The organism is Ancylobacter sp., assembly GCF_965279025.1.
Taxonomy (GTDB): Bacteria; Pseudomonadota; Alphaproteobacteria; order Rhizobiales; family Xanthobacteraceae; genus Ancylobacter.
The window spans coordinates 1130605-1155017 of record NZ_OZ257132.1; the positions used below are offsets into that span (position 1 = coordinate 1130605).

Here is a 24413-nt window from a genome sequence, read left to right on the forward strand (position 1 = left end):
GCCCATGCCCTCACAACCGATGTGACCGCCGCCGCGATTGTCCGCCGCCCCGCCGGGCGGTACAAGGCGGGCCCGGCGTTGGCCAGCAGGGTCCGCGCCCCGGGAGCCTGATCCGGTCGGGTCGCACAGCCTGGCCGGTGAATCAGTCTCCCCCGGATGGAGAGGCGGATCCCATGAACTGGTCGGATTTCAAGCGCGATACCAATCTCATCGGCGGCGAATGGGTCGGCGCCGATGCCGGCGGCACCATCGAGGTCACCAACCCCGCCACCGGCGAGGTGATCGGCACCGTGCCCAACGCCGGCACGGACGAGACCCGCCGCGCCATCGCCGCCGCGGCGAAGGCCTTCGAGACCTTCTCGCGCACCACGGCGGATGAGCGCGCGAAGATGCTGCGGCGCCTGCATGCCGCCATCATGGACAATCAGCGGGCGCTGGCCGAACTCCTCACCCTCGAGCAGGGCAAGCCGCTGGCCGAATCCATGGGCGAGGTCGGTGCCAGCGCCGCCTATGTGCTGTGGTTCTCCGAGGAAGCCCGGCGCGTCTATGGCGATGTCATCCCCTCCCCGTGGGGCGAGCGGCGCATCCTCGTCACCAAGCAGGCGGTCGGCGTCGTCGCCGCCATCACGCCGTGGAACTTCCCCTCCTCCATGCTGGCGCGCAAGATCGGCCCGGCACTGGCGACCGGCTGCACCTCGGTGGTGAAGCCGGCGACGCAGACGCCCTATTCCGGGCTCGCCTGGGGCGTGCTGTGCGAACAGGCCGGCTATCCCAAGGGCGTGGTCAACATCCTCACCGGCTCGGCCTCGGCCATCGGCGGCGAGATGACCGCCAACCCGGCGGTGCGCAAGATCACCTTCACCGGCTCCACCCCCATCGGCAAGCTGCTGATGAAGCAGGCGGCCGACACGGTGAAGCGGGTGTCGATGGAGCTCGGCGGCAACGCGCCCTTCCTCATCTTCGACGACGCCGATCTCGACAAGGCGGTGGAAGGCGCCATCGCCTCCAAATACCGCAATTCCGGCCAGACCTGCGTCTGCGCCAACCGCTTCTATGCGCAGGCGGGCATCTATGACGCCTTCGTCGCCAAATTCGCCGAGGCCTCGGCCAGGCTGAAGGTCGGGTCCGGCCTCGACGAGGGGGTGGTGCAGGGGCCGCTGATCGACGACAAGGCGGTCGCCAAGACCGAGAGCTTCATCGCCGACGCGCTGGCCAAGGGCGGCAAGGTGGTCACCGGCGGCGGGCGCCATGAACTGGGCGGGCAGTTCTTCCAGCCCACCGTCATCGCCGGCGCCACGCCCGAGATGAACTTCGCCCGCGAGGAGATCTTCGGCCCGGTCGCCCCGGTGTTCCGCTTCGAGACCGAGGAAGAGGCGGTGCGCCTCGCCAACGACACCGAGTTCGGCCTCGCCTGCTATTTCTACACCCGCGATCTCTCCCGCGCCTTCCGCGTCTCGGAAGACCTGCGCTATGGCCAGGTCGGCATCAATGCCGGCGTCATCACCACGGAAGTGGCGCCTTTCGGCGGCGTCAAGGAATCCGGCGTCGGCCGCGAGGGCTCGAAATACGGCATCGAGGAATATATCGACGCCAAATATGTCTGCATCAGCCTCTGAGCAGGGGAAGGCAGCGGAACAGCAAAAAGGCCGGTCTCGCGACCGGCCTTTTCAATTTCAGCAGGCATTCGCCCCCAAGAGCCGAGTCGGCCCCGCGCACGCCGCCAGAGGCGTCATCCCGGAAGGGCCGAAGGCCCTATCCGGGATCGCAAAGGCCTCCCGGTGGACGATCCCGGCTCTTCGCCTCCGGCTGCGGCCGGGATGACGGTCTTCCAAGGGCGAGTTGAGGCAGCCTCAGGCCTTGAAATCCTCCAGCCGGAACGGCAGCGAGCGCAGCCGCTGGCCGGTGGCGTCGAAGATGGCGTTGGAGAGCGCCGGCGCGACGCCCGGCACGCCCGGCTCGCCAATCCCCGTCGGTGCATTCGCGGAGGGCAGGATATGCACCTCCACCACAGGCATCTCCGACATGCGCAGCGGCACATAGGTGTCGAAATTCGCCTGCTCGACCACGCCGCCGTCGAGGGTGATCTCGTCATGCAGCGCCGCGCCGAGGCCGAAGCCGACGCCGCCCTCGATCTGCGCGGCGATCACGTCCGGGTTGATGGCGATGCCGCAATCCACCGCGCACACGACGCGCTCGACCTTGATCTTGCCATCCACCACCGACACGTCGATGACGCTGCCGACCACCGTGTCGAAGCTCTCATGCAGCGCCACGCCGCGCCCCTTGCCGGCGCCCGCCTTCGGGCCCCAGCCGGCCTTCTCCGCCAGCAGCTTCAGCACGGCGGCGTGGCGCGGCTGGTCCTTCAGCAACTCCAGCCGGAACTCCACCGGGTCGCGCCCCGCCGCATGGGCGAGTTCGTCGATCATCACCTCCACCACATGGGCGGTGTGGGTGTGGCCGACCGAGCGCCACCACAAGGTGGGCACGTTCACCTTCGGCGAGTGCAGGTCCACCCGGAAATCGCCGATGGCGTAGTTCGTGTCGGAAGCGCCCTCCACCGAGGTGCCGTCGACGCCCTCCTTGATGATGAAGGCCTCGAACGGCGTGCCGGCGATGAAGGACTGGCCGACAATGCGCTGGTCCCAGCCGGCGATCTTGCCGTCGGCGGTGAGGCCCGCGCGCACCGAATGGTAGAACATCGGGCGGTAATAGCCGCCCTTGATGTCGTCCTCGCGGGTCCAGACGAGGTGCACGGGCGCCCGCCCGTCGATCGCCTTGAGGATGGTGGCGGCCTCGGCGACATAATCCGCCGGTGGGTTGGCGCGGCGCCCGAAGGAGCCACCGGCCCACAGCGTCTCGATCTTCACCTGCTCGGGCTTGATGCCGAGAATGCTGGCCGTCACCGCCTGCTCGATGGTCTGGAACTGCGAGCCGGTCCAGATGGTGACGCCATCCGCCGTCTTCTCGATCACGCAGTTCAGCGGCTCCATCGGCGCATGGGCGAGATAGGGGAAGCTGAACTCCGCCTCGATGGTCTTGACCGCGCCCGCCAGCCCCTTGGCGGCGTCGCCCCGCCGCGCGGCGGGCAGGCCCGGCGTCTGCGCCAGCTTGCGGTATTCGTCGAACAGCTCGGCCGTGCCGCGTTTCTCGGCCTTGGCCTCGTCCCACTCGATGGCGGTGAGCGCGTCGCGGCCCTGGATCGCCGCCCAGGTGTTGTTCGCCAGCACGGCGATGCCATTGGGCACCGCCACCACGTCGACCACGTCAGGCACCTTCTTCGCCGCCGTCGCGTCGAAGCTCTTCACCGTGGCGCCGAAGCGGTCCGGGCGGCGGAGGACGGCGGTCAGCATGCCCGGCCGCTTGATGTCGAGCGCGTAGATCGCCTTGCCGTCGGTCTTGTCCGGGGAATCCAGCCGGGGCAGCTTCGTGCCGATAAGCCGGAAATCCTTCGGCTCCTTGAGCGACACCTCGGCTGGCACCGGCAGCGCCGCCGCCGCTTCCGCGAATTCGCCGAAGGTGCCGGAATGGCTGCCGCTCTTCAGCACGCCCTTGTCGATGGTGATGCTGTCGGCCGGCACGCCCCACGTCGTGGCCGCCGCTGCGACCAGCATCTGGCGCGCGGCGGCGCCGGCGCGGCGCAGCTGCTGCCAGCTATTGGCCACCGAGGTCGAGCCGCCGGTGCCCTGCACCGGGCCGAAGGCGAGGTTGTTATAGAGCTTGGCGTCGGCCGGCGCGAAGGCCGCCCGCATCTGGCTCCAATCGGCGTCGAGTTCCTCGGCGACGATGGTGGACAGGCCGGTGGTGACGCCCTGCCCCATGTCGAGATGCTTGATGAGCACCGTGACCGTGTTGTCCGGGGCGATGCGCACGAAGGCGTTCGGCAGGGGCGGCGCGGCAGCGGCGGGGGCCTCCTCGGCCAGCGCGACGCGCGGGTCGAGGTGGACGCCGATGACAAGCGCGCCGCCGGCGGCCGCGAGGCCCTTGAGGAAGCTGCGGCGGGAGGCGGCAACCGGGGCGCCCATCCCCGCCAGCATCTGCCGGTAGTGTTCGGGCTTGATGAGATGCATGGCGCTCACGCGAGGTTGGAGGCAGCTTCGTGGATGGCGGCGCGGATGCGCTGATAGGTGGCGCAGCGGCACACATTGCCGTCCATGGCTGCGTCGATGTCGTCATCGGTCGGCTTGCGGTTCTCGCTGAGCAGGCCCACCGCCGACATGATCTGGCCGGGCTGGCAATAGCCGCACTGCACCACGTCGAGCGTGCGCCAGGCCGTGACCACGGCATTGCCGATCTCGCCGGTGGCGGCGACGCCCTCGATGGTGGTGACGCTCTTGCCCTCGACATCCGACAGCGAGGTCTGGCACGAGCGCACCGGCGCGCCGTCGAGATGCACCGTGCAGGCGCCGCACAGGGCGGCGCCGCAGCCGAATTTGGTGCCGGTCAGGCCGGCAATGTCGCGAATCGCCCACAGCAACGGCATGTCGCCATTGGCATCGAGGGTCTGCTCGCGTCCGTTGAGTGTGAATTTCATCAGTCGCCCTCTCCTTCTAGGGATGAGGACGCGCAACTACGAACGGCCCGCAATCACCTCCCGGCGGCGGCAAGCCGTGATGTCTGCGCTCCCGCTATGAAGTTACCGCTTCATGACGACCATCATCTAATCACCGTTCCGTGACCTGCCGCGCCCGGGCGTGCGGTTGTGCAATCCCTCACGCCGCCACCTCGGCGCGCGCCCCCAGCATGTCGCGCACGAAATCGGCGAGGTCGGTGATGTCGTCGATAATGCGGTCGTCGCCGCGGCTGGCCGAGGCATGGAAGATGCCGTCGAGCATCAGGCCGATGCGGCGAGCGGTGCGGGGAATGTCGACCGGCGTGAACCGGCCGCTGTCCATGCCGCGCTGGAGCGCGCTTTCCAGCAGCTGCTTCTCGCGCGCGTAGAAGCCGGCGATCAGCGCGTCGACCTCGTCGTCGCGCAGGCCCGAGCTCGCATAGTCGCTCATCAGCTTGACCATCAGCGCCAGCGTGGGGGCAAGCTCGATATGGGTGTCCAGCCAGGCGAGGATTTCGGCCAGCGGCTCCACGCCGGCGGCGCGCCGTTCCTCGTAGCCTGCCATGAGCTGCTCGATCGCGTGCCCAAGAGCGCGCCGCACCAGGTCGTCCTTGTTGTCGAAATAGTGGTAGAGCAGGCCGACATTGATGCCGCAGACCAGCGCGATGTCGCGCACGGTGACCACTGAGAAGTGGCGCTCGGCGAACAATCTCAAGGCTTCCTCAAGAATCATCCCCCGCCGCTCGGCGGGCTGGAGGCGCTTGCGCGCGGTGCGGGCGGTCATGCGTTTCCTCCGTATTTTTACGGAATTTTCTGCCTTGCTCATATGCTAAGCGTGCCCATTTGTTGGGCTTGCACGCGATATTAAGTCACCGTTTAATAGCCCGGTCCAGCCATTTCAGCGACCGGAGCCACCCCTCATGAAGCGCATACTCAGGGCAGCAGCCGTCTTCGCCAGCCTCGCTGCCGTCGCCCTCGCGGGAGCGCCCGCGGCGCAGGCCGCGCCGAAGACGAGTTTCAAGGTCGCCTACACTGTCTATATCGGCTTCATGCCGTTCGCCTACATGAAGTCCTCGGGCATCATGAAGAAGTGGGCCGACAAATACGGCATCGAGGTCGAGATCATCCAGGCCAACGACTATGTCGGCTCGATCAACCAGTTCATCGCCGGCGAGATCGATGCGGTGGGCGTGGCGTCCATGGACGGCCTCACCATGCCGGCCGCCGGCGGCGTCGACACCTCCATCCTGCTGATCACCGACTATTCCAACGGCAACGACATCGTCGTCTCCAAGACCGCCAAGGATGTGAAGGAACTGGCCGGCCAGGACGTGTACCTGCTGCAGTACAGCGTCTCGCACTATCTGCTGAACCGCGGCCTGCAACTCGCCGGCATCGACGATCCCACCGCCGCCAAGACGGTGAACATCTCGGACGCGGAGATCTCCGCCGCCTTCGTCTCGCAGGACGAGATGAAGCACGCCGTCTCGTGGAAGCCGCTGACCGAGGACATGCTCAAGGTCAAGGGCGCCACCAACCTGTTCGATTCGTCCAAGATCCCCGGCGAGATCATGGACGTGTTCATCGGCAACACCCAGAACATCAAGGACAACCCGAACTTCGCCAAGGCGATGGTCGGCGCCTGGTATGAGGCGCTCGGCATCCTCAAGGCCGGCGGCGCCCCCGCCGAGGAGATGCGCGCCGTGATGACCAGCGCCATGGGCACCGATGCCGGCGGCCTGCAGGCGCAGCTCGACACCACCCACTTCTTCTACACGCCGGCGGAAGCCGCCAGCTTCCTGATGTCGGCCGACAACGCCAAGATCTGGAACAGCATCCGCACCTTCTGCTTCCAGCAGGGCCTGTTCGGCCAGGGCGCCACCAGCGTCGACACCATCGGCATCGAGGTCGCCGACGGCACGGTGCTGGGCGACAAGGCGAACATCAAGATGCGGGTCAATGCCAGCTTCACCAAGGACGCCGCCGACGGGAAGTTGTGAGCGGTTGCGCCAGCCTCTCCCGCTGTCGGGAGAGGCTGGCGTGAGGGGGTATGCGGAACGGTGAGAGGCCGTGCCCCGTTCCGTTCCCCGGACGAGCCGCACGAAGCTGCGGCGCCGATCCGGGGCCCAGGAAACACGCCCGGGAAACACTCCGGCCGAGCCCTGAGAGACTGCTCCGAAGCGCCATCATCGCGGGAGGAGGTTCAGCCTCCCGGATGACGATCGCAACCGAAAGGCCGCCATGCGCCGCATCATCAATTACGCGCCACGTCCCGGCGTCCGGCTCATCCTCGCCCTCCTGCCCTTCGTCGCGGTGCTGGCGATCTATCTTCTCGCCTCCAATGCCCGCCTCGCTGTGGAGCCGGCCGACAAGCTGATGCCGAGCTTCGCCAGCTTCTGGGCGACCATGGTGCGCATGGCGACCACGATCGACATCGCCACCAAGCAGTATCTGCTGTGGTGGGACACCTGGCTCAGCCTGCAGCGTCTGTTCCTCGGCCTCGGCATCTCGGCTTTGCTCGGCCTGGTGCTCGGCATCATCGTCGGCTTCGTCCCCTATCTGCGGGCGACGTTCGAACCCTTCTTCGCCGCCTTCTCGCTCATCCCGCCCCTCGCCGTGCTGCCCATCCTGTTCATCCTGTTCGGGCTCGGCGAGGCGTCGAAGATCGTGCTGATCGTGTTCGGCATTGCCCCCTTCATCATCCGCGACGTGATGCTGCGCGTCTCCGCCATTCCCGCCGAGCAGATCATCAAGGCGCAGACGCTGGGCGCCTCCACCTGGCAGATGATCTCGGGCGTGGTGCTGCCGCAGGTGATGCCGCGCTTGATCGATTCCGTGCGCCTGTCGCTCGGCGCCGCCTGGCTGTTCGTCATCGCCGCCGAAGCCATCACGTCCGAAGGCGGGCTGGGCTACCGCATCTTCCTGGTGCGGCGCTATCTCGCCATGGACGTGATCCTTCCCTACGTGATCTGGATCACCCTGCTCGCCTTCCTCATGGATTACGCGCTGCGTCGCCTCAGCGTCGCCGCCTATCCGTGGGACCAGATAAAGGCGGCCTGAAATGACCACCATCAGCTTCGAGAACGTCTGGAAGGAATATGACGAGCGGGTCGTGCTCGAGCAGGTGAACCTGTCGCTGGCCGACCACGAATTTCTCGTCATCATCGGCCCCTCCGGCGTCGGCAAGACCACGCTGCTGCGCATGCTGCTCTCGCAGGAACAGCCGACGCGCGGGCGCATTCTGCTCGATGGCGAGCCGATCGCCACCGAGCCCACCGCCGACCGCGGCGTCGTGTTCCAGCGCTATTCGGTGTTCCCGCACAAGACCGTGCTGGGCAATGTGATGATGGGCCCTCAATGGGCCGGCGCGCCGCTGCTCGGGCGCTTCTTCGGTGCCCGCCGCGCGGCGCTCGAAGAGCGCGCCATGGCGCTGCTCACCCGCGTCGGCCTCGGCGAGCACGCGGCCAAGTACCCCGCCCAGCTCTCCGGCGGCATGCAGCAGCGCCTTGCGCTGGCGCAGGCGCTGATCATGAAGCCGAAGGTGCTGCTGCTCGACGAGCCCTTCGGCGCCCTCGACCCCGGCACCCGCAAGTCGATGCACGAGCTGGTGGGCGAGTTGTGGGAGGAAAACCGCATGACCATCGTCATGGTCACGCATGATCTGCCCGAGGCCTTCCTGCTCGGCACGCGCGTCATCGCCGTCGACCGGCGGCGCAACGACCCGCAGGCGCCCGAGCGCTTCGGCGCCACCATCGTCTCCGACTTCGAAGCCAAGTGCCGCAGCGTGCGGGAATCCAGAGCTTTCGAGGCAGAGCGCGAGAGGGTGCGCCTGACCTTCCTCGCCGGCACGCCCGCAACCGGGGACGACCCGGCCGTCCCGGCATTCGAGACTGCTTTAGTGAAGGACTGACAGCAATGGCCGACAACCGCTTCCATCTCGCCTGGTTCATGAACTTCACGCCCGACGAATGGCGCGAACCGTTCGGCCAGGGCGGCAATCCGTGGGACGGCCGCTTCTATGTCGAGATGGCGCAGGCGATGGAGCGCGCCTGCTTCGATCTCATCATGATCGAAGACAAGCTGATGGTGCCGGAGACCTATGGCGGCTCGCGCGATCTCTCGCTCAAGCACGCCATGATGGTGCCGAAGGCCGATCCCGCCCCGCTGGCGGTGGCCATGGGCATGGCGACCAGCCATCTCGGCGTGGTGGCCACCCTGTCGACCATGGCCTACCCGCCCTTCATGCTGGCGCGCCTGTGCTCCACCATCGACAGCCTCACCAAGGGCCGCTTCGGCTGGAACGTCGTCACCTCGGCCGAGGACCTGATGGCGAAGAATTTCGGCATGGACAAGCTGCCCCCGCGCGAGGACCGCTACGCCATGGCCGAGGAATATATGGAGGTCGTGGACAAGCTGTTCAATTCGTGGGAGCCGGACGCCGTGGTGCTCGACCGCGCCAACGGCATCTATGCCGACGGCTCCAAGGTCCACACGATCGACCATGACGGCACCTATTACAAGGTGCGCGGCCCGCTCAACACCGTGCCGTCGCCGCAGCGCCGCCCGGTCTATCTGCAGGCCGGCGCCTCGCCGCGCGGGCGCGATTTCGCCGCCCGCCATGCCGACGCCATCGTCTCCGTCGCCAATGGCGTCGAGGGCATGAAGGCGTTCCGCGCCGACATCCGCGCCCGCGCCGCCGCGCTCGGGCGCGACCCGGACGAGATCAAGGTGTTCTTCTGCATCTGCCCGAGCCTGGGCGAGACCGAGGCGGAAGCCCGCGCCCGCTACGACAACGTCACCATGTCGGACAATTTCGTCACCGACGTGCTGATCTCCATCTCCGCCATCACCGAGATCGATTTCGCGCAATACGACCTCGACAAGCCGCTGCCGGAAAAGCTGGTCACCAACGGCGAATCCGGCACGCTCGACAAGTTCCAGCAATGGGGTTCGGGCAAGACGCTGCGCCAGCTCGCCGCCTCGGGCGGCGGCGGTCTCGTCTCCTCCATGGAGCTGATCGGCACGCCGGCGCAGGTGGCGGACAAGATGGGCGATGCCATGGCCGAAGTCGGCGGCGACGGCTTCCTCATCACCACGCCGGTGCTGCGCGTCTCGCGGCGCTACATCACCGAGATCTGCGACGGGCTGGTGCCGGAGCTGCAGGCGCGCGGCCTGGTGCGCACCGAATACAAGCACCAGTTGCTGCGCGACAATCTGCGCGAGTTCTGAGCGCATCTGTCCGGGGTGCGGCCGCGCCGCGCCCCATTAGTGCCGGCGATGTTCCGGCTGGAAGGAGAGGGCATGACCCAGTGCTCGCCGCACGACGGCGCTCCCGACAATGCCCCGCCGCAGGTGACGCGGCAGGGTTACCGCAACGCCATGGCGCGGCTCGGCGCGGCGGTGAACATCGTCACCACCGACGGGCCGGCCGGGCGCCATGGCTTCACCGCCTCGGCGGTGTGCTCGGTCACCGACAGCCCGCCGACCCTGCTGGTCTGCCTCAACAAATCGTCCTCGGCGGCCGGCCCGGTCCATGCCAATGGCGTTGTGTGCATCAACACGCTGGCGGCGGGGCATGAGCCGCTCTCCAACCTGTTCGGCGGCCGCACCCCGCCGGAAGAGCGTTTCGCCAGCGGCGCGTGGCGGGTGGCGGCCACCGGCGCGCCGATGCTGGTCGGGGCGGTCGTCGCCTTCGATTGCCGCATCGTCCGCACGGTCGAGGTCGGCACGCATGACGTGCTGTTCTGCGAAGTGGTCGGCGTCGCCGAGGGCGGCTCGGACGAGAGCCTGATCTATTACGACCGGCGCTACCACACGCTCTCCGGCCCGACCGACGACTGACACCGGCCGCGCGCCATTCTTCAACAGCCGGTGATCCCCGCGGAATTTCGCGCGCTGCGAAAAGCGTCACGTGAGGCGCGACCGTACATGGTGAGGCGCGTGCATGTCGCACGCCTGTCAGGGAGTGCCCATCATGAAGCGTTCAAGGATTATCGCCGCCGCCGCGCTTGCCGCCACCCTAACGCTGCCGGCCGTCGCGCAGGCGCAGAGCAGCCCGCCGTCGGGTTTCCCGTGGCTGCGCAACTACGCGTCCCAGCCCCGCGCCACCAATCAGGCCGCGCTGAACGGCGACGCCGCCATTCGCTGGCAGGAAACCATCAACGCCTATTCACGCGGGCGATGATCTAGCTGCCGCGATAGGTGGAATAGCTCCACGGCGTCACCACCAGCGGCACGTGATAATGCCCCTCCGGTTCGGCGATGCCGAAGCGGACCGGCACCTCGTCGAGGAAGGCCGGCTCCGGCAGCGCCAGCCCGCGCGCGGCGAAATACGCGCCGATGTGGAACACCAGCTCATACCGCCCGGCGCGCAGCGGCGTGCCCGAGATAAGCGGCGCGTCGGTGCGCCCGTCCTCATTGGTCAGCGCCCCGCGCAGCAGCGCGCGCCCGCTCGCCCCCACCTCGAACAATTCCACCCGCACCCCCTGCGCCGGCCCGCCTTTGTGGGTGTCGAGCACATGGGTGGAAAGCCGCCCGTAAACCTTCGGCAGGCCCGGCCCGTCCACGCGCTCCACCAGCCGCAGCGCGGTGATGCGGCCGATCTCGGCGAGAGCGGCGGCAAGCTCGTCAGCCCTGTCATGAGCGAGCCGCGCCTCGAAGGCATCGAGAATCGCGTCGCGCGTCTGGCGCCGCACGCAGATGACGAAGGGAAAGCCGAAGCGCGCCCAATAGGCGCCGTTCAGCCGCTCGAAGCGCGCATATTCGGTGTCGGAAAGCCGGTCCAGCCCGAGCCCGGCCTGTTCTGAGACGGAATCCGCCGCCATGTCGCCGGCCCGCGCCGCCTTGCCGGCAAGGTCGGGATGCGCCGCCACGAAGGCCACCTGCTCGGCCTCCGGCCGCGCCCGCACCGCGCCCATCAGCGCCGCGTGCAGCGCCGAGACGGTGGCGAAGGGCGCGCCGGCGAACGCCGCCTCGGGCACCCAGGGCGCGTGCTCGAACACGCCGTCCAGCGCGGCGACAAAACCGTGTTGGTCGCGCGCGTTCAGCTCGTCGAGGGAAAGGGGTTCAGGCACGGGCTCACTCCTCGCGCGGCAGGACAGGCACGAACGGGTCGCCCGTCCGCTCGCGATCATAGACGCAGCGTCCGGCGACATAGGTGGCGCGCACGGCACGATCGTCGCCCAGCGTCATCAAAAGAAACAGCATTTCCTCGATCGAGGCGCAGTAGCCGGCGCGGAACGCCATGAGCGGCGTCGCCTTCGGGTCGAGCACGCAGATATCTGCCTCCATCCCCGGCGCCAGCCGGCCGAGCCGGTCCTCCAGCCCCAGCGCCCGCGCGCCGCCGAGCGTGGCGAGGTAGAAGCCCTGCACCGCGTCGAGCTTATGGCCGGTGAGCGCGGCGACCTTGTAGGCCTCGTTCAGCGTCTGGAGCTGCGAGAGCGAGGTGCCCCCGCCGACATCCGTGCCGAGCCCCACCTTCACCGGCCGGCGCGGGTCCACCGCCTCGAACAGCCTGAACAGGCCGCTGCCGAGAAACAGGTTGGAAGTCGGGCAATGCGCCAGCGCCGCCCCGCTCTGGTGGCAGGTGCAGAAATCGCCCTCGTGCAGATGCACGCCATGGCCGAACATCGAGCGCGGCCCCATCAACCCGGCATGGGCGTAGACATCGAGATAGGAAGAGCGCGCGGGGAACAGTTCGCGCACCCATTCCACCTCGCCGGGATTCTCGCACAGATGCGTCTGCAGGAAGAGCCCGTCGCGGGTCTTCAACAAGGCGCCGGCGGCGTCGAGCTGCGCCTCCGTCGAGGTCGGCGCGAAGCGCGGCGTGACGCAATAGAGCGCCCGCCCGCGCCCGTGCCAGCGGTCGATCAAGGCGAGGCTCTCATCATAGCCGCGCTGCGCGGTGTCGAGCAGGCCCAAAGGCGCGTTGCGGTCCATCAGCACCTTGCCGGCAATCATCCGGGCATCGAACCGCGCTGCCTCGGTGAAGAACGCGTCCACCGAATGCGGGTGCACGGTGCAATAGACCATCGCCGTCGTGGTGCCGGCGCGCAGCAATTCGCGCAGGAACAGCTGCGCCACCCGCTGCGCATGGCCGGCATCGGCGAAGCTCATCTCGGCGGGGAAGGTGTAGGTCTCCAGCCACTCCAGCAATTGCGCGCCGAAGGCGCCGATCATCTGCATCTGCGGGTAATGCACATGCGCGTCGATGAAGCCCGGCACCAGAAGGTGATCGGGGTAATGCACGATGTCGACGCCGCCGGGCAGCGTGTCCCTCAGTTCGGCATGCGGGCCGAAGGCGGTGATGATCCCGTCCTCGATCACCACAAGCGCGTCGTCATGGGTGACGAGGCAGCCACGGGAGGGCTGCTCGAACGGGTTTCCCGCCAGCGTCGCCGCCGGCCCGCGCAGCACCATCCTGCAGCTGGGTTCTCTCATGATGAGGCGCCTTCTGCAGCTTGGGATGGCAGCAGCGCATACAGTTCGTCGGCCATGAACGGGGTCGCCCGCAGCCGCACCCCGGTGGCATCGAAGATCGCGTTGGCGAGCGCCGCCGCAACCGGGTTGAACGGGCTCTCGCTCATCGATTTCGCTCCCATGGGCCCAATGGAATCATGGGTTTGCGCGAAGAACACCTGCGTGCGCGGCACATCGGCGAAGGCGGGAATATGGTAGCCGCGAAAGCTCGCATTGGTCACGGCGCCCTGCCCGTCCATCATCAGCCGCTCATGGAGCGCGACGCCGATAGCCTGCGCCACGCCCCCCTCCACCTGCCCCCGGCACTGCATGGGGTTGATCACCGTCCCGGCATCCGCCGCATGGACGGAGCGCAGGATGCGGATCTCGCCGGTGCGGGAATGCACTGCGATTTCAAAGCCTTGCACATTGAAGGCGACCGAGCGCGGCGTGCCGTCGGCATCGCCCACCGCCTCCAGCGGCGCGAGATCGGCAAGGGCGATACGCGTGTAACCGGTCATCACCGCCTCGCCCTCGATCCGGCATTCTTCGGCCGCCACGCCCAGCCGGGCGGCAGCGGCGGCACGGATCGTCTCCCCGAGAGCAAGCGCCGCCCGCCGCGTCGCCTCGCCGGCCACCACCGTTCCGGTGGAGCCATAGGCCCCGGTGTCGTGCGCGACATGGGCGGTGTCGGATTGCAGCACGCGGATCTGGTCCGGCCGCGCGCCGAGCAGGGTGGCGGCAATCTGCACGTGAACGGTCGTTGTGCTGTTGCCGAATTCCGCCGTGCCGGTGCGTAATTCATAGTTCCCTGAAGGGGTTAGCCTCAGCCGTGTCTGTGCCACATGGCCGCGCGGGGGAATCGTGTCGATCATCGCCGCCGCCACGCCGCGCCCGACATGCCAGTCGGGTGACAGCCCTGCCAATGAGAGAGTCGCCGTCGCAGGCGTCTCCAGCGCCGCCTCCACGAGATCGAGGCACTGGTCGAGACCATAGCTGGCCATTTCGACATCGTGATGCGGGGCGCAGGACGACACCATCGCATCGCCCGGCCGCACCATGTTCAGCCGCCGCAACGCGATCGGGTCGAGGCCGAGCTTGTGCGCCAGCTCGTCCATGGCGGATTCCACCGCGAAGATGGTCTGGCTCAGCCCATAGCCGCGAAAGGCGCCGCTGGGCAAAGCATGGGTATAGACCGACCAGCCCTCTATCTTCTTGTTCGGGCAGCGATAAATCGCAACGCTCTCGCCCGAGCCGTGAAACAGCACGCCGGTGGCGTGGTTGCCATAGGCACCGGTGTTCAGCAGCATCCGCATGGAAAAAGCGGTCAGCCGCCCCTCTTGCGTGGCGCCGAGCTTCACCGTCACCTTCATCGGGTGGCGGCTGGTCGAGGCCGCGAACTGCTCGGCGCGTGTATATTCCAGCTTGACCGGCCGCCCGGTCTTCAGCACGGCGAGCGCGACGATGTCCTCGGTGAGCATTTCCTGCTTGCCGCCAAAGCCCCCGCCCACCCGGCCGGTGAACACCCGCACGCCCTCGCGCGGCAGGTCGTAGAGCGCGGCCAGCGCGTCGCGGGTGAGGAACGGCGTCTGGGTGGAACTGCGCAGGACGAGCCGGCCCTCCGCATCGCGCCAGCCGATGCAGCCATGCGTCTCCAGATGCGCGTGCTGCACCCGCTGGCTCTCATAGGTGGCCTCGTGGATCACGTCGGCCTGCGCGAACCCCGCCGCCACATCGCCCACCTCGCCTTCCAGCGCCGCGACGATGTTGCGGGAGGGATCGGCGATGCGCGAGGCCGGGCCCTTCTCGCCATGCACCAGCGGCGCCCCCGGCAGCATCGCCGCCTCGGGGTCGAACACGGCTGCAAGCGGCTCATAATCCACGCGAAGCGCCGCGCAGCCGGCCTCGGCGGCGGCCTCGCTTGTCGCCACCACCGCCGCCACACGCTGGCCGATATGGCGCACCACATCGTCGAGCACGCGGGTGTCGTCGACATCGTCGGTGGCGTGGTGATGCCGCGCGGTGGAAAACAGCCGCAGGGGCGCATCCTCGTGGGTCAGCACCGCGACCACGCCGGGCACGGCACGCGCCGCCGCCGTGTCGATGGCGAGGATGCGCGCATGCGGATGGGGGGAGCGCAGCAGCTTCAGATGCAGCAGCCCTTCGAGTTCGCCCTCCGCCGCCACATCCATGGTGTAGCGGCTGGCACCGGTCACGATGTCCGGCCCGGCCGGCGCGGCGAGACTGCACCCGACCCCGCCCTGCCCCGCATCGCTCTGCGCGGTCACTACGCCCGCCACCGCATCGGCAATCGCGGCATAGCCGGTGCAGCGGCAGAGATTGCCCTTCAAGGCCTCCGGCAGGTCCGCCCGCTGGCTCTGGTCGAGCACGGCGGCGGTCATCACCATGCCGGCGGTGCAGAAGCCGCATTGGAAACCCTGCGCCTTCAGAAAAGCGCTCTGCATCGGGTGCAGCCCGTCACCCTCCCCTGTCGCGGCCAGCCCTTCGACCGTGGTCACGGAGCGCTCCGCCGCGCGGAAGGCCGGGGTGATGCAGCTGTGCACGGCCCGGCCGTCAAGATGCACCGTGCAGGCGCCGCAATCGCCGGCGTCGCAGCCCTTCTTCACCCCGAACCAGCCGAGTTCCCGCAGCAGGGTGCGCAGGCATTGGCCAGGGCTGGGCTCGGCTGTGAAGGCGCGGCCGTTGACGGTGAGCCTCACGCGCGCTCCCCTTCAAGCTCGACGCGGATTTCCTCCGCCAGCAGGGCGGTCATGTGGCGACGCCAGTCGGGGCGACCGTGCATGTCGTCATAATACAGCGCATCGGGAATGGCCGCCGCCAGCTCCGCGGCAAGTTCGTCCGGCGTGGGCACGGCGGGAAAGGCGAGTTGCACCGGCCGGCGGGTCGCGGCCGTGACGGTCAGATGGAAGCCTTTGTCACCCCGCGTGCCGACCAGCAGCGCGCCGGAGCGCCCGAGCGCTGTGAGCGAGGCGCGGCGAAAGGCAGCCCGCCGCCGCAGCGCCGCTGCCGGGAGGTAAATCGCCCGCAGCACCTCGCCCGGGGCCAGCGCCACCTCGCGCGGCCCACGCACGAAATCGAGAATCGTCACGCGGCGCTCGCCGCCCTCCGGCGCCCAGAGCACGCCCTCGCCATCGAGGGCGACCGCCAGCGAAATCATCGGCCCGGCGGGGAGGCCGAGGCAGATGTTGCCGCCCACCGTCGCCATGTTCCAGATCTTGAACGAGGCGAGGAAGGCGCTGCAGCAGGCACGGATCAGCGGCGCGGCCGGCCAGCCCGCCGGCGGCTCGAAGCCGTTCAGCTCGGCAATGGTGCAGGTGGCGGCGATGCTCAGCCCTTCCGCGTCGACGCGCAGCGGCTCCCAGCCAAGCCCGGCGAGATCAACGAGCCGGCGAATATCCGGCTGCGGTTCGGAAAACAGCCAGCTTCCGCCGCCCAGTACGGCGTCGCCCTCCCGCGCGGGCGGCAATTCGGCCCGTTCACGCGGGTGCAGGATCGCCGTGACGGTGTTGAGGTCCATCGGTTTGCCTCCTGACGCGCCGTTGCCGCGTCAGCCGCGCGCCACGGTGCAGGCGATCTGTCCGTGCGGCTCGTCGGTCGGCGTGAAAACCTGCCCGTCGAAGGAGCGGCCAAAGGGCGAGAGGTCGATGGGGAGATAATGCTTGTTCGGGCAGGACATGGAGATTTCCGCCAGCTCGGGCACCGCCGCCAGCACCGCCTCGCCCATCTGGTACAGCGTCGCCTGCACGCCGGGGCTGTAGGTGGTGGCGAAAATCGTCAGCGCCGTCTCGATCACCGCCGCATTCGCCGCCGCGTAGCTCGCCGGCACGCCGCTCCACAGCCACTCCGCCTCCATCGAGGTGGCGAACAGCCGGTCGGCGGTGGGCTTCAAGGTGGTCGCCTCGTCGAACCAGTAATCCTCCCAGCCCGACTGCGTGGTCTTCAGGAAGGTGAAACCCTTGATGCCGGAGACGAGGCGGGTGCCCGCGCGCGTGGCGGCGAGCGTGAGGGTGGGCGTGCCGTTGCCGTCGAGAACGAAGGCGTGGTCATGCGCGCCGCCCTCAACCTCGATCCGCCGCCATTTCGTCTCGTGCGCGGAAATCTCGACGCCGCTCACATGGGGGTAGCGGTCGAGGAAATACCGCGCCAGCGCCCCGGCGAAGACCTCGTTCTCCGCCCCGACATGGTCGCGGGCGACGATGTTGATGATGTTCTTGATTGAATCGGTCGCGATGACCTGCCGGTTGTCGCCCTGTGTATAGGCGGCCTCGAAGTCTCCGCTCAGCATCGCCTGTACGGAAAGCTCGCGCACTTCGTGCCGCGCCGCCTCGCGCTGCACCCGCATGATACGCACGCGCCCCTTGCCGTAACTGTTACGAATGAGCGGCATGGACACAACTCCCGTCAGATCGGATGGCTGCCGATCCGTATGCGAAACCGGTGCCAGTCTGGCACCGCAAGGCGCGGCGCGAAAGCCGTCCGGCCGAAACGCCGCAGCGGCTAGCCGGTGCCGGTGCCGGCCCCGCTGCAGCGGGATGGCGCGAAACCGGGTGGCGTCCGGCAGGGCGAGGGGCGAAAATGGCTGCAACGCCCTCCATGCGAGCTTGCCATGCCCCCCCTTGCCGATTCGCCTTCCGCCCACCCGCCCCTGCCGCGCCCGTTCCGTCTCGATGGGCGCGTCGCCCTCGTCACCGGGGCCGGCCGTGGGCTCGGCTTTGAAATGGCGAAGTCGCTGGCCTCCGCCGGGGCGAGCGTGGTGATCAACGGTCGCCATGCCGGCCGGCTGGAGGCGGCTGCGGCCGCGCTCGCGGCGGAAACCGGCAGGGTTGTCGACACCGCCCCCTTCGATGTCGCCGATCCCGACGCCGGGCGCGCGGCCATCGCCGCCATCGCGCAACGCCACGGCCGGCTGGACATACTGGTCAATAATGTCGGCGCGCGCGACCGCCGGCCGCTGAAGGATTTCGCGCCCGGCGAGATCGCGTCGCTCATCGCCACCGATCTGGTCGGGCCGATGCTGCTGGCGCGCGAGGCGGCCGAGCACATGACAGCGCACCGCCATGGGCGGCTGATAACCGTCACCTCCATCGCCGGCCAGGTCGCCAACCGGCATGATCCGGTCTATACCGCCGCGAAGGCTGGCCTTACGGGTCTGATGCGGGCGCTGGCGGTCGACTATGCCCGCGCCGGCATCACCAGCAATGCCATCGCTCCCGGCATGTTCGCCACCGAGACCAATGCCGGGCTGGTCGCCGATGCCGCCTTCTCCGCGTTTGTCGATGTCCGGGTGCCGCTGGGGCGCTGGGGCCGGCCGCATGAAATCGGCGCCGCCGCCGTGTTCCTCGCGTCGGACGAGGCCTCGTTCGTCAATGGCCATGTCCTCACGGTGGATGGCGGGCAGACGGTGAGGATGTAGCCCGCGAGATCAGGCCGTTTTCAACAGAGGAGATTCCACCCCGCCGTCAAACGCTCTAGATAGCGGCAAAGCGTCTGGATGTTTCGGAGGAAAAGCGGTGAGTTTCAGCAGTGAATTGCGCCAGGCGTGCGCGCCGGACTGGGATGCTTGCGTCGATCACCGCTTTGTCAGGGAGATCTTCTCCGGCACGGTGCCGCCCGAAGTGATGCGCCGCTATCTGACGCAGGATTATCAGTTCATCGATGGCTTCGTCTCGCTGCTCGGCATGGCCATTGCCACCGCCGACCGTTTCGAATCGCGCATCCGCTTCGCGCAGTTCGCGGCGATGATCACCAGCGACGAGAACACCTATTTCCAGCGCAGTTTCGATGCGCTGGGCGTGCCGGATGCCGAGCGCCGGCATCCCGTGCTCACCGCGCCCACCGCCGGCTTCCAGGCGCTAATGAAGCATGCCGCCGACAGTGCCGACTACAGCGCGTGCCTGGCCGTGCTCACTGTGGCGGAGTGGCTTTACTTGTCCTGGGCGGACCGGGCTGTCGAGGAGCTGCCCCCGGACTTCGTTCACGCGGAGTGGATCACCCTGCACAATAATGACGGGTTCCGAACCTTCGTGACTTGGCTGCGCAGCGAACTCGATCGTGTCGGGGCGGCAGCAGATGATGATGGCCGGGCCGAGGCTGCCGCCTTTTTCCGCCGCGCGGTGACTTTGGAGCGTGCTTTCTTCGATCACATCTACGAGTGATTCGACAAACCGGCCCCCACTACGTGGAGCGCCCAGAGATTGCATTACGAAGCGGCCTTCATCAAAAGATTGTGCGCTGATGCTTGGCATCCTTTATTTCACTCAGGTTCTCCTTTTGTCCGGCAGACGACTTTGACCACAGATCATCCCGGGCACGCTCAACTCATGGCATGTCTTTGTCGGGCGCCATGAAAAAGCCCGCTGGCTCGGCAACTTCATCGCGTTGGTATAATAGTCTCGGTCCTAGGCCCATTTAGAGCGGGACACATCCGGAAATATCTGCCGTTCACCGCTAGCTTTTATGTCCGACGAAGAAATCGCAGTGACGGAACCACTCTGCTTGTCAATTGCTTATTGACGTTTTCGGGTTTGGTGTTAAATCCGTGTCAGCTTCAATGGAGAAAATAGATGTCTGAGCAGGAGAGCGTGTCGGCCGACTATCTGGGCCTTACCGCGGATGTCGTTGCCGCCTTCGTGGGCAATAATTCGGTGCCGGCCGCCGAGCTTCCGGATTTGATCGCCAAGGTGCATGGCGCGCTGCTTCGTCTGTCTGCTCCGGCACCGGCCGTGGTCGAAGAGGTTCTCAAGCCCGCCGTTCCGGTCAAGAAGTCTGTCACGCCGGAATATATCATCTGCCTTGAGGATGGCCTCAAGTTCAAGTCGCTCAAGCGTCACCTGCGCACCAAGTACAACATGACGCCCGAAGAATACCGCGCCAAGTGGGGCCTGCCCAACGACTATCCCATGGTCGCCCCGAGCTATGCTGAAGCCCGCTCCAATCTCGCGAAGAAGATGGGTCTCGGCCAGCAGCGCAAGAAGCCGGTTCCCGCCCCCGTGGCGAAGCCGCGCGGCCGCGCCAAGAAAGTGGCCTGAGCGTTCGCCTCAGCCATTGATGTAACAACATGAAAAAGGCCGCGCCGGCCCTGTCGGCGCGGCCTTTTTCGTTTCCGCCGGCCTCCCGGAGTGCCCTCGAGGCGTGGCGTCAGTTTCCGCCCATTACGTCAAGCGCGGCATCGGAAGCCAGCCAATGGTCGACGAAGGCCTCCAGCCACAGCCGGATGCGCGCATCATGCTGCAACCGGTCGGCGAAATGCGCCCGGCGCGGGCGGGCGCCCGGCTGGTCCAGCCTCTCGCTTCCCCGCACCGTCCACCGGCACATCATGTGATGCGTCACTTCCGGGTGGAACTGGATGCCATAGGCGCCGCGCCCGAAGCGGAACGCCTGGTTGGGAAAGGTCGGCCCCTCGGCGAGCAGTTCCGCACCGGCAGCCAGATCGAACCCCTCGCGATGCCAATGATAGACATGATCGGGCCAGGACCCGGCGCCGGCGGCATCGCCGCGCGTCTCGCGCAGCAGGCCGGCACCGGCATCCGTGGCGCGGATTGGGTAATAGCCGATCTCGACCAGCCCTTCGGGATGGGGGGCCACGCGGGCGCCCAGATGGCGGGCGAGCATCTGTGCGCCGAGGCAGATGCCGAGATAAGGCTTGTCCTCCCGCAACGGCACGCCGATCCAGTCGATCTCGGCCCGCACATAGTCATGGCAGTCATTGGCGCTCTGCGGTCCGCCGAACACCACCGCTCCGGCATGGCGGGCGAGTGTCCGGGGCAACGCGTCCCCGAGGCAGGGGCGCCTTATGTCGAGCCGGTGCCCCCGCTCGGCCAGCAGCCGCCCGACGCGGCCGGGCGAGGAATGCTCCTGGTGGAGCACAATGAGAACGGGAAGCGGAGACTCTGCAGAAGCCATGATCTCGGTGCGGCACGGGTCCGGGTTGGCGCGGGGGTCACCATCCCAAGCAAGTATGACGCCACGTTTCGCCCGGCCCATCAACCCCCTGGCACGCAGGGCTGTCGTGCGACGACGACGTGCTATCCCTCGAAGGCGTCGCGCACGCGCTTGCGAATATCCACCCGGTCGCGGGAGCTGATATTGAGCAGCTCCGCCGCGCGCCAGACGAGATTGTCCTCGAACTCGGTCAGCCCGCCATCGGCATAGGCCACCTCGAACATCATCTCCACGACGCGGCGGCGTCCCTCTTCGTCCATGGCGCGGTTAAGCACGCTGGTGAAACCGTAGAGGTCGACCGCCTCGGCATCGCGGGCGATGGCCGCCTCCAGCAACTTCTCTGCTTCATCTTCGGACAGCGTGAAGCGGAGGGCCAGGAGACCGCGCAGCTTGTCCATCTCATCGGCGCCGATAACGCCGTCAATGGTCACGACATGCACCAGCAGTGCGGCAGCCGCCAGCCGGTAGTCGTTCTCGGCAAAGGCCGACGCCTCGCGCCCGCCTCCGGCGATCTCGGCAATGAAATCGGTCAGCGAGCGCAGCATGCCAGGCGGCTCCTCCGGCGGGACGATCAGTTCAGCGATGGGATGGGTCCGCCTGCGGACCTGAGCCGTGGGTAACGTAATCCCCGCAACGGCGCAACGGCCGGTCGGCCGCGCGCGACAGAAGGCGCGGCATCGGTGCAGGCACGCCACACCCTTCCTTGGCAAAGGCAGGCCGACAGCGGTGCTAGAGCCTGCCCCGCCGTTTGAAAAAGAGCCCGGCCGGGTCGAGGAACCGGCCGGGAGGAGGTTGGGGACGCTGCGGACGCGGAGCGGGGGCCGCCACGCGCCTCGCCCTATTCGAGATAGTCGGCGTAGCGCGAGACATGGTCGGCGAGGCCGAGCGCGTGGTTGCGCACCAGCACCTCGGCGGCGTCCGTCTCGCGGGCCTCCAGCGCCTGGATGATGGCGAGATGGTCCTGGATCGAGCGGTCGGCCCGGTTTTCCTCGCCAATGGTCTTGCGCCGGATCATCCGCATGTGGGTGAACAGGTTTTCGGCCAGATTGACGAGGATGCCGTTGCCGCCCATGGCGATGATCGTCTGGTGAAACTGGATGTTCACCTCGGAATATTCGTCGAGCTTGGCATGCGGCGCGCCGCCCGCCTCGTCGAAGGAGGCAAACATCTGCCGCAGCCGACCGATCTCATCGTCGCTGGCGTGCATCGTGATCAACCGCGCGGCGAGGCTCTCCAGCGCCGCCCAAACCTGGATCATCTCGATCACTTCGCGGCGGGTCTTGCGCACCACATAGATGCCGCGCCGCGGCACCGAATGCACGAAGCCCTCGCGTTCGAGCTGGGCCATCGCCTCGCGCACCGGCGTCCGGCTGACCCCGAGGCTCTGCGCGAGCTGACGCTCGTCCAGGCGCACCTCGTTGGTTTGATCGTAGATATTGAGCGAGACGATGACCTCCTTCAACGCCGTGTAGGCGCGGTTCTTGAAGGTGGACGTGTCCTCGAGCGGCGCCACGGAGAGCTTGGCGGCTCCCCCATTCACCCGGCGAATGGTGCTTTCGACGCTTATCATGATGCTTCCATCCCGGGCCCGGTGCGGGGCAGTTGCCTATGGCATCGGAAACGAAGCCCTGTATCGGCATAAAACATTGGCGTTGCCTCCCGTCCCCCCGAAACGCCGGCTCGCGCTTCCGTTCCGCCGGCCACCTTCTGGTGCGTGGCTCGGACGACGGCGTGTCACGCGGCCGTTGATGGCCCGATCTCCCTCTCCGGGGGCGAGGGATTCGGCGGAAGAGCGATTGGCCCCGCCCTTCGCCTGGGCGCCCGAGAAAAGTAACGCTAGGTCACCTCTCTCGCGGCAGAGCCCGCCGCACGATCAACGCGCGGCGGGTTCGTTCTCGTGCCCGCCTCAGGCCGGCTGGGTGGTGTTGCCGCGCAGCTTGCTGAAGCCCATGGCGATCAGCGGCCACAGGCCGGCGACGAGGCCGAGACCCATGATCGTCGAGACCAGCGGGTTCGACCAGAACACCGCGAGCGAGCCACCGGAGCCGAGCAGGGATTGGCGGAAGGCTTCCTCGGCGCTGTCGCCGAGAACGATGGCCAGCACCAGCGGCGCCAGCGGGTAGTTCGTCTTCTTCAGCAGATAGCCGAGGACGCCGAACACCATCATCATCAGCACGTCGAAGACGTTGTTGTTCACCGTGTAGGCACCGATGGCGCAGATCACCAGGATCACCGGGGCGATGATCGAGAACGGAATGCGCAGGATCGAGGCAAACAGCGGCACCGTGGTCAGCACCAGAATGAGGCCGACGATGTTGCCGAGATACATGGAGGCGATGAGGCCCCACACGAACTCAGCCTGCTCGACGAACAGCATCGGACCGGGCTGGAGGCCCCAGATCAGCAGGCCACCGAGCAGAACCGCGGCGGTCGGCGAACCGGGAACGCCCAGCGCCAGCATCGGGAGCATGGCGGCGGTGCCGGCAGCGTGAGCGGCGGTCTCGGGAGCCACGACGCCCTCGATCTCGCCATTGCCGAAGTTCTTGCCGTTCTTCGACACGCGCTTGGCAATGCCATAGGCCATGAACGAGGCCGGCGTCGCACCGGCGGGCGTGATGCCCATCCAGCAGCCGATGATGCAGGAGCGCAGCGACGTCGCCCAGTACTTGGGCAGCGTCTTCCAGGTCTTCCACACCACCTTCGGGTCGATCTTCGCCGCCTTGCCGCGGAACTCCAGGCCCTCTTCCATGGTGAGCAGGATTTCACCGATGCCGAACAGGCCGATGACCGCGATCAGGAAGTCGAAGCCGTTGAGCAGTTCCGTCACGCCGAACGTCAGGCGCAGCTGGCCGGTCACCATGTCGAGGCCGACGGCCGCGAGGGCGAAGCCGATCATCATCGACACGATGGTCTTGGCCGGCGGCTCCTTGCTCATGCCCACGAAGGAGGCAAAGGCGAGGAAATAGACCGCGAACTTCTCGGCTGGACCGAACTGCAACGCGAACTGGGCGACCAGCGGCGCGATGAGGGTGATCATCACGATCGCGAAGAAGGCGCCGACGAAGGACGAGGTGAAGGCAGCGGTCAGCGCCTCGCCCGCCTGGCCGTTTCGCGCCATGGGATGACCGTCGAAGGTCGTCGCCACGGACCAGGGTTCGCCCGGAATGTTGAACAGCACCGACGTGATGGCGCCGCCGAACAGCGCGCCCCAATAGATGCAGGTCAGAAGAATGATCGCCGAGGTCGGCGACATCGAGAAGGTCAGCGGCAGCAGGATCGCGACGCCATTGGCGCCACCGAGGCCCGGCAGCACGCCGATGATCACGCCGAGCAGGATGCCGATCACCATCAGGAGGATGTTGAACGGATCGCCGGCTATGTAGAAGCCGTGATAGAGGTTGATGAAATTATCGACAATCATGGGCGCGTTTCCCTGGGAGCGGCC

The 24413-nt window shown here is 67.4% G+C and carries 22 protein-coding genes; 10 read left to right on the forward strand and 12 right to left on the reverse strand.

The features are described from left to right. Positions 1-173 precede the first annotated feature (173 nt). Positions 174-1616, forward strand: a complete 1443-nt coding sequence (locus ACQY76_RS05265) for an NAD-dependent succinate-semialdehyde dehydrogenase (RefSeq protein WP_428031846.1) — start codon at positions 174-176, stop codon at positions 1614-1616. 234 nt (positions 1617-1850) lie between these two features. Here ACQY76_RS05265 and ACQY76_RS05270 read toward each other — a convergent pair whose 3' ends face one another. The 3 genes from ACQY76_RS05270 to ACQY76_RS05280 all read right to left on the reverse strand — a co-directional run bounded on the left by ACQY76_RS05270 (position 1851) and on the right by ACQY76_RS05280 (position 5333). Beyond that, a complete protein-coding gene (locus ACQY76_RS05270) occupies positions 1851-4067 on the reverse strand; it encodes a molybdopterin cofactor-binding domain-containing protein (protein WP_428031847.1) in 2217 nt (738 codons plus the stop codon). Between the two features lie 5 nt (positions 4068-4072). Then, positions 4073-4531, reverse strand: a complete 459-nt coding sequence (locus ACQY76_RS05275; protein WP_428031848.1) for a (2Fe-2S)-binding protein — start codon at positions 4529-4531, stop codon at positions 4073-4075. Positions 4532-4709: 178 nt separating this feature from the next. After that, positions 4710-5333, reverse strand: a complete 624-nt coding sequence (locus ACQY76_RS05280) for a TetR/AcrR family transcriptional regulator (RefSeq protein WP_428031849.1) — start codon at positions 5331-5333, stop codon at positions 4710-4712. 136 nt (positions 5334-5469) lie between these two features. Here ACQY76_RS05280 and ACQY76_RS05285 point away from each other — a divergent pair, with 136 nt between their 5' ends. From ACQY76_RS05285 to ACQY76_RS05310, 6 genes are all read left to right on the forward strand, one after another. Beyond that, positions 5470-6549 (forward strand): putative urea ABC transporter substrate-binding protein, encoded by a 1080-nt coding sequence (locus ACQY76_RS05285; RefSeq protein ID WP_428031850.1) that lies wholly within the window; start codon positions 5470-5472, stop codon positions 6547-6549. Positions 6550-6790: 241 nt separating this feature from the next. After that, positions 6791-7609 (forward strand): ABC transporter permease, encoded by an 819-nt coding sequence (locus ACQY76_RS05290; protein ID WP_428031851.1) that lies wholly within the window; start codon positions 6791-6793, stop codon positions 7607-7609. A 1-nt stretch (position 7610) separates the two neighbouring features. Then, the gene (locus ACQY76_RS05295) at positions 7611-8459 is read left to right on the forward strand and encodes an ABC transporter ATP-binding protein (protein ID WP_428031852.1); all 849 of its coding nucleotides are present in this window, start codon (positions 7611-7613) and stop codon (positions 8457-8459) included. 5 nt (positions 8460-8464) lie between these two features. Further along, on the forward strand, positions 8465-9778 hold the full coding sequence (locus ACQY76_RS05300; RefSeq protein WP_428031853.1) for an NtaA/DmoA family FMN-dependent monooxygenase: 1314 nt from the start codon (positions 8465-8467) through the stop codon (positions 9776-9778). A 150-nt stretch (positions 9779-9928) separates the two neighbouring features. Beyond that, a complete protein-coding gene (locus ACQY76_RS05305) occupies positions 9929-10390 on the forward strand; it encodes a flavin reductase (RefSeq protein WP_428032942.1) in 462 nt (153 codons plus the stop codon). Between the two features lie 133 nt (positions 10391-10523). Next, positions 10524-10733, forward strand: a complete 210-nt coding sequence (locus ACQY76_RS05310) for a hypothetical protein (RefSeq protein WP_428031854.1) — start codon at positions 10524-10526, stop codon at positions 10731-10733. A 1-nt stretch (position 10734) separates the two neighbouring features. Here the strand turns inward: ACQY76_RS05310 and uraD are convergent, their stop codons facing one another. Genes uraD through pucL form a run of 5 tightly spaced genes read right to left on the reverse strand, consistent with a single transcriptional unit; the run spans position 10735 to position 17414 of the window. Next, the gene (gene uraD, locus ACQY76_RS05315) at positions 10735-11682 is read right to left on the reverse strand and encodes a 2-oxo-4-hydroxy-4-carboxy-5-ureidoimidazoline decarboxylase (RefSeq protein ID WP_428031855.1); all 948 of its coding nucleotides are present in this window, start codon (positions 11680-11682) and stop codon (positions 10735-10737) included. Further along, positions 11627-12967, reverse strand: a complete 1341-nt coding sequence (gene guaD, locus ACQY76_RS05320) for a guanine deaminase (protein ID WP_428032943.1) — start codon at positions 12965-12967, stop codon at positions 11627-11629. Before guaD ends, uraD begins: the two co-directional genes overlap by 56 nt. A 17-nt stretch (positions 12968-12984) precedes the next feature. Next, the gene (locus ACQY76_RS05325; protein ID WP_428031856.1) at positions 12985-15726 is read right to left on the reverse strand and encodes a molybdopterin-dependent oxidoreductase; all 2742 of its coding nucleotides are present in this window, start codon (positions 15724-15726) and stop codon (positions 12985-12987) included. Next, a complete protein-coding gene (locus ACQY76_RS05330; protein WP_428031857.1) occupies positions 15723-16544 on the reverse strand; it encodes an FAD binding domain-containing protein in 822 nt (273 codons plus the stop codon). Before ACQY76_RS05330 ends, ACQY76_RS05325 begins: the two co-directional genes overlap by 4 nt. Positions 16545-16574: 30 nt before the next feature. After that, positions 16575-17414: a factor-independent urate hydroxylase gene (gene pucL, locus ACQY76_RS05335; RefSeq protein ID WP_428031858.1), complete on the reverse strand. Its 840-nt coding sequence runs from the start codon at positions 17412-17414 to the stop codon at positions 16575-16577. A gap of 219 nt (positions 17415-17633) precedes the next feature. Between pucL and ACQY76_RS05340 the strand changes: the two genes are divergently transcribed. The 3 genes from ACQY76_RS05340 (at position 17634) to ACQY76_RS05350 (ending at position 20055) form a co-directional block, all read left to right on the forward strand. After that, positions 17634-18440, forward strand: coding sequence for an SDR family oxidoreductase (locus ACQY76_RS05340; protein WP_428031859.1), 807 nt, complete (start codon positions 17634-17636; stop codon positions 18438-18440). 97 nt (positions 18441-18537) lie between these two features. After that, entirely contained in the window at positions 18538-19182 is a 645-nt protein-coding gene (locus ACQY76_RS05345; RefSeq protein ID WP_428031860.1) for a TenA family protein, read from the forward strand. A gap of 408 nt (positions 19183-19590) precedes the next feature. Then, positions 19591-20055: a MucR family transcriptional regulator gene (locus ACQY76_RS05350; RefSeq protein WP_428031861.1), complete on the forward strand. Its 465-nt coding sequence runs from the start codon at positions 19591-19593 to the stop codon at positions 20053-20055. Between the two features lie 109 nt (positions 20056-20164). On the opposite strand, the gene ACQY76_RS05355 is transcribed toward ACQY76_RS05350, so the two are convergent. The 4 genes from ACQY76_RS05355 to ACQY76_RS05370 all read right to left on the reverse strand — a co-directional run bounded on the left by ACQY76_RS05355 (position 20165) and on the right by ACQY76_RS05370 (position 24389). Then, the gene (locus ACQY76_RS05355; protein ID WP_428031862.1) at positions 20165-20929 is read right to left on the reverse strand and encodes a glutamine amidotransferase; all 765 of its coding nucleotides are present in this window, start codon (positions 20927-20929) and stop codon (positions 20165-20167) included. A 122-nt stretch (positions 20930-21051) separates the two neighbouring features. Next, the gene (locus ACQY76_RS05360; protein ID WP_428031863.1) at positions 21052-21513 is read right to left on the reverse strand and encodes a TerB family tellurite resistance protein; all 462 of its coding nucleotides are present in this window, start codon (positions 21511-21513) and stop codon (positions 21052-21054) included. Positions 21514-21806: 293 nt separating this feature from the next. After that, complete coding sequence (locus ACQY76_RS05365; protein WP_428031864.1) at positions 21807-22538, reverse strand: GntR family transcriptional regulator; 732 nt, start codon at positions 22536-22538, stop codon at positions 21807-21809. Positions 22539-22874: 336 nt separating this feature from the next. Continuing rightward, on the reverse strand, positions 22875-24389 hold the full coding sequence (locus tag ACQY76_RS05370; protein WP_428031865.1) for a tripartite tricarboxylate transporter permease: 1515 nt from the start codon (positions 24387-24389) through the stop codon (positions 22875-22877). Positions 24390-24413: the final 24 nt, after the last annotated feature.

Coding starts and splice junctions, on each gene's coding strand:
- ACQY76_RS05295 (WP_428031852.1), top strand. CDS start 7,611: ATGACCACCATCAGCTTCGAGAACGTCTGGAAGGAATATGACGAGCGG.
- ACQY76_RS05275 (WP_428031848.1), bottom strand. CDS start 4,531: ATGAAATTCACACTCAACGGACGCGAGCAGACCCTCGATGCCAATGGC.
- guaD (WP_428032943.1), bottom strand. CDS start 12,967: ATGGTGCTGCGCGGGCCGGCGGCGACGCTGGCGGGAAACCCGTTCGAG.
- ACQY76_RS05355 (WP_428031862.1), bottom strand. CDS start 20,929: ATGGCTTCTGCAGAGTCTCCGCTTCCCGTTCTCATTGTGCTCCACCAG.
- ACQY76_RS05310 (WP_428031854.1), top strand. CDS start 10,524: ATGAAGCGTTCAAGGATTATCGCCGCCGCCGCGCTTGCCGCCACCCTA.
- ACQY76_RS05290 (WP_428031851.1), top strand. CDS start 6,791: ATGCGCCGCATCATCAATTACGCGCCACGTCCCGGCGTCCGGCTCATC.
- ACQY76_RS05285 (WP_428031850.1), top strand. CDS start 5,470: ATGAAGCGCATACTCAGGGCAGCAGCCGTCTTCGCCAGCCTCGCTGCC.
- ACQY76_RS05365 (WP_428031864.1), bottom strand. CDS start 22,538: ATGATAAGCGTCGAAAGCACCATTCGCCGGGTGAATGGGGGAGCCGCC.
- ACQY76_RS05360 (WP_428031863.1), bottom strand. CDS start 21,513: ATGCTGCGCTCGCTGACCGATTTCATTGCCGAGATCGCCGGAGGCGGG.
- ACQY76_RS05280 (WP_428031849.1), bottom strand. CDS start 5,333: ATGACCGCCCGCACCGCGCGCAAGCGCCTCCAGCCCGCCGAGCGGCGG.
- ACQY76_RS05330 (WP_428031857.1), bottom strand. CDS start 16,544: ATGGACCTCAACACCGTCACGGCGATCCTGCACCCGCGTGAACGGGCC.
- ACQY76_RS05340 (WP_428031859.1), top strand. CDS start 17,634: ATGCCCCCCCTTGCCGATTCGCCTTCCGCCCACCCGCCCCTGCCGCGC.
- pucL (WP_428031858.1), bottom strand. CDS start 17,414: ATGCCGCTCATTCGTAACAGTTACGGCAAGGGGCGCGTGCGTATCATG.
- ACQY76_RS05265 (WP_428031846.1), top strand. CDS start 174: ATGAACTGGTCGGATTTCAAGCGCGATACCAATCTCATCGGCGGCGAA.
- ACQY76_RS05300 (WP_428031853.1), top strand. CDS start 8,465: ATGGCCGACAACCGCTTCCATCTCGCCTGGTTCATGAACTTCACGCCC.
- ACQY76_RS05350 (WP_428031861.1), top strand. CDS start 19,591: ATGTCTGAGCAGGAGAGCGTGTCGGCCGACTATCTGGGCCTTACCGCG.
- ACQY76_RS05270 (WP_428031847.1), bottom strand. CDS start 4,067: ATGCATCTCATCAAGCCCGAACACTACCGGCAGATGCTGGCGGGGATG.
- ACQY76_RS05370 (WP_428031865.1), bottom strand. CDS start 24,389: ATGATTGTCGATAATTTCATCAACCTCTATCACGGCTTCTACATAGCC.
- uraD (WP_428031855.1), bottom strand. CDS start 11,682: ATGATCGCGAGCGGACGGGCGACCCGTTCGTGCCTGTCCTGCCGCGCG.
- ACQY76_RS05305 (WP_428032942.1), top strand. CDS start 9,929: ATGGCGCGGCTCGGCGCGGCGGTGAACATCGTCACCACCGACGGGCCG.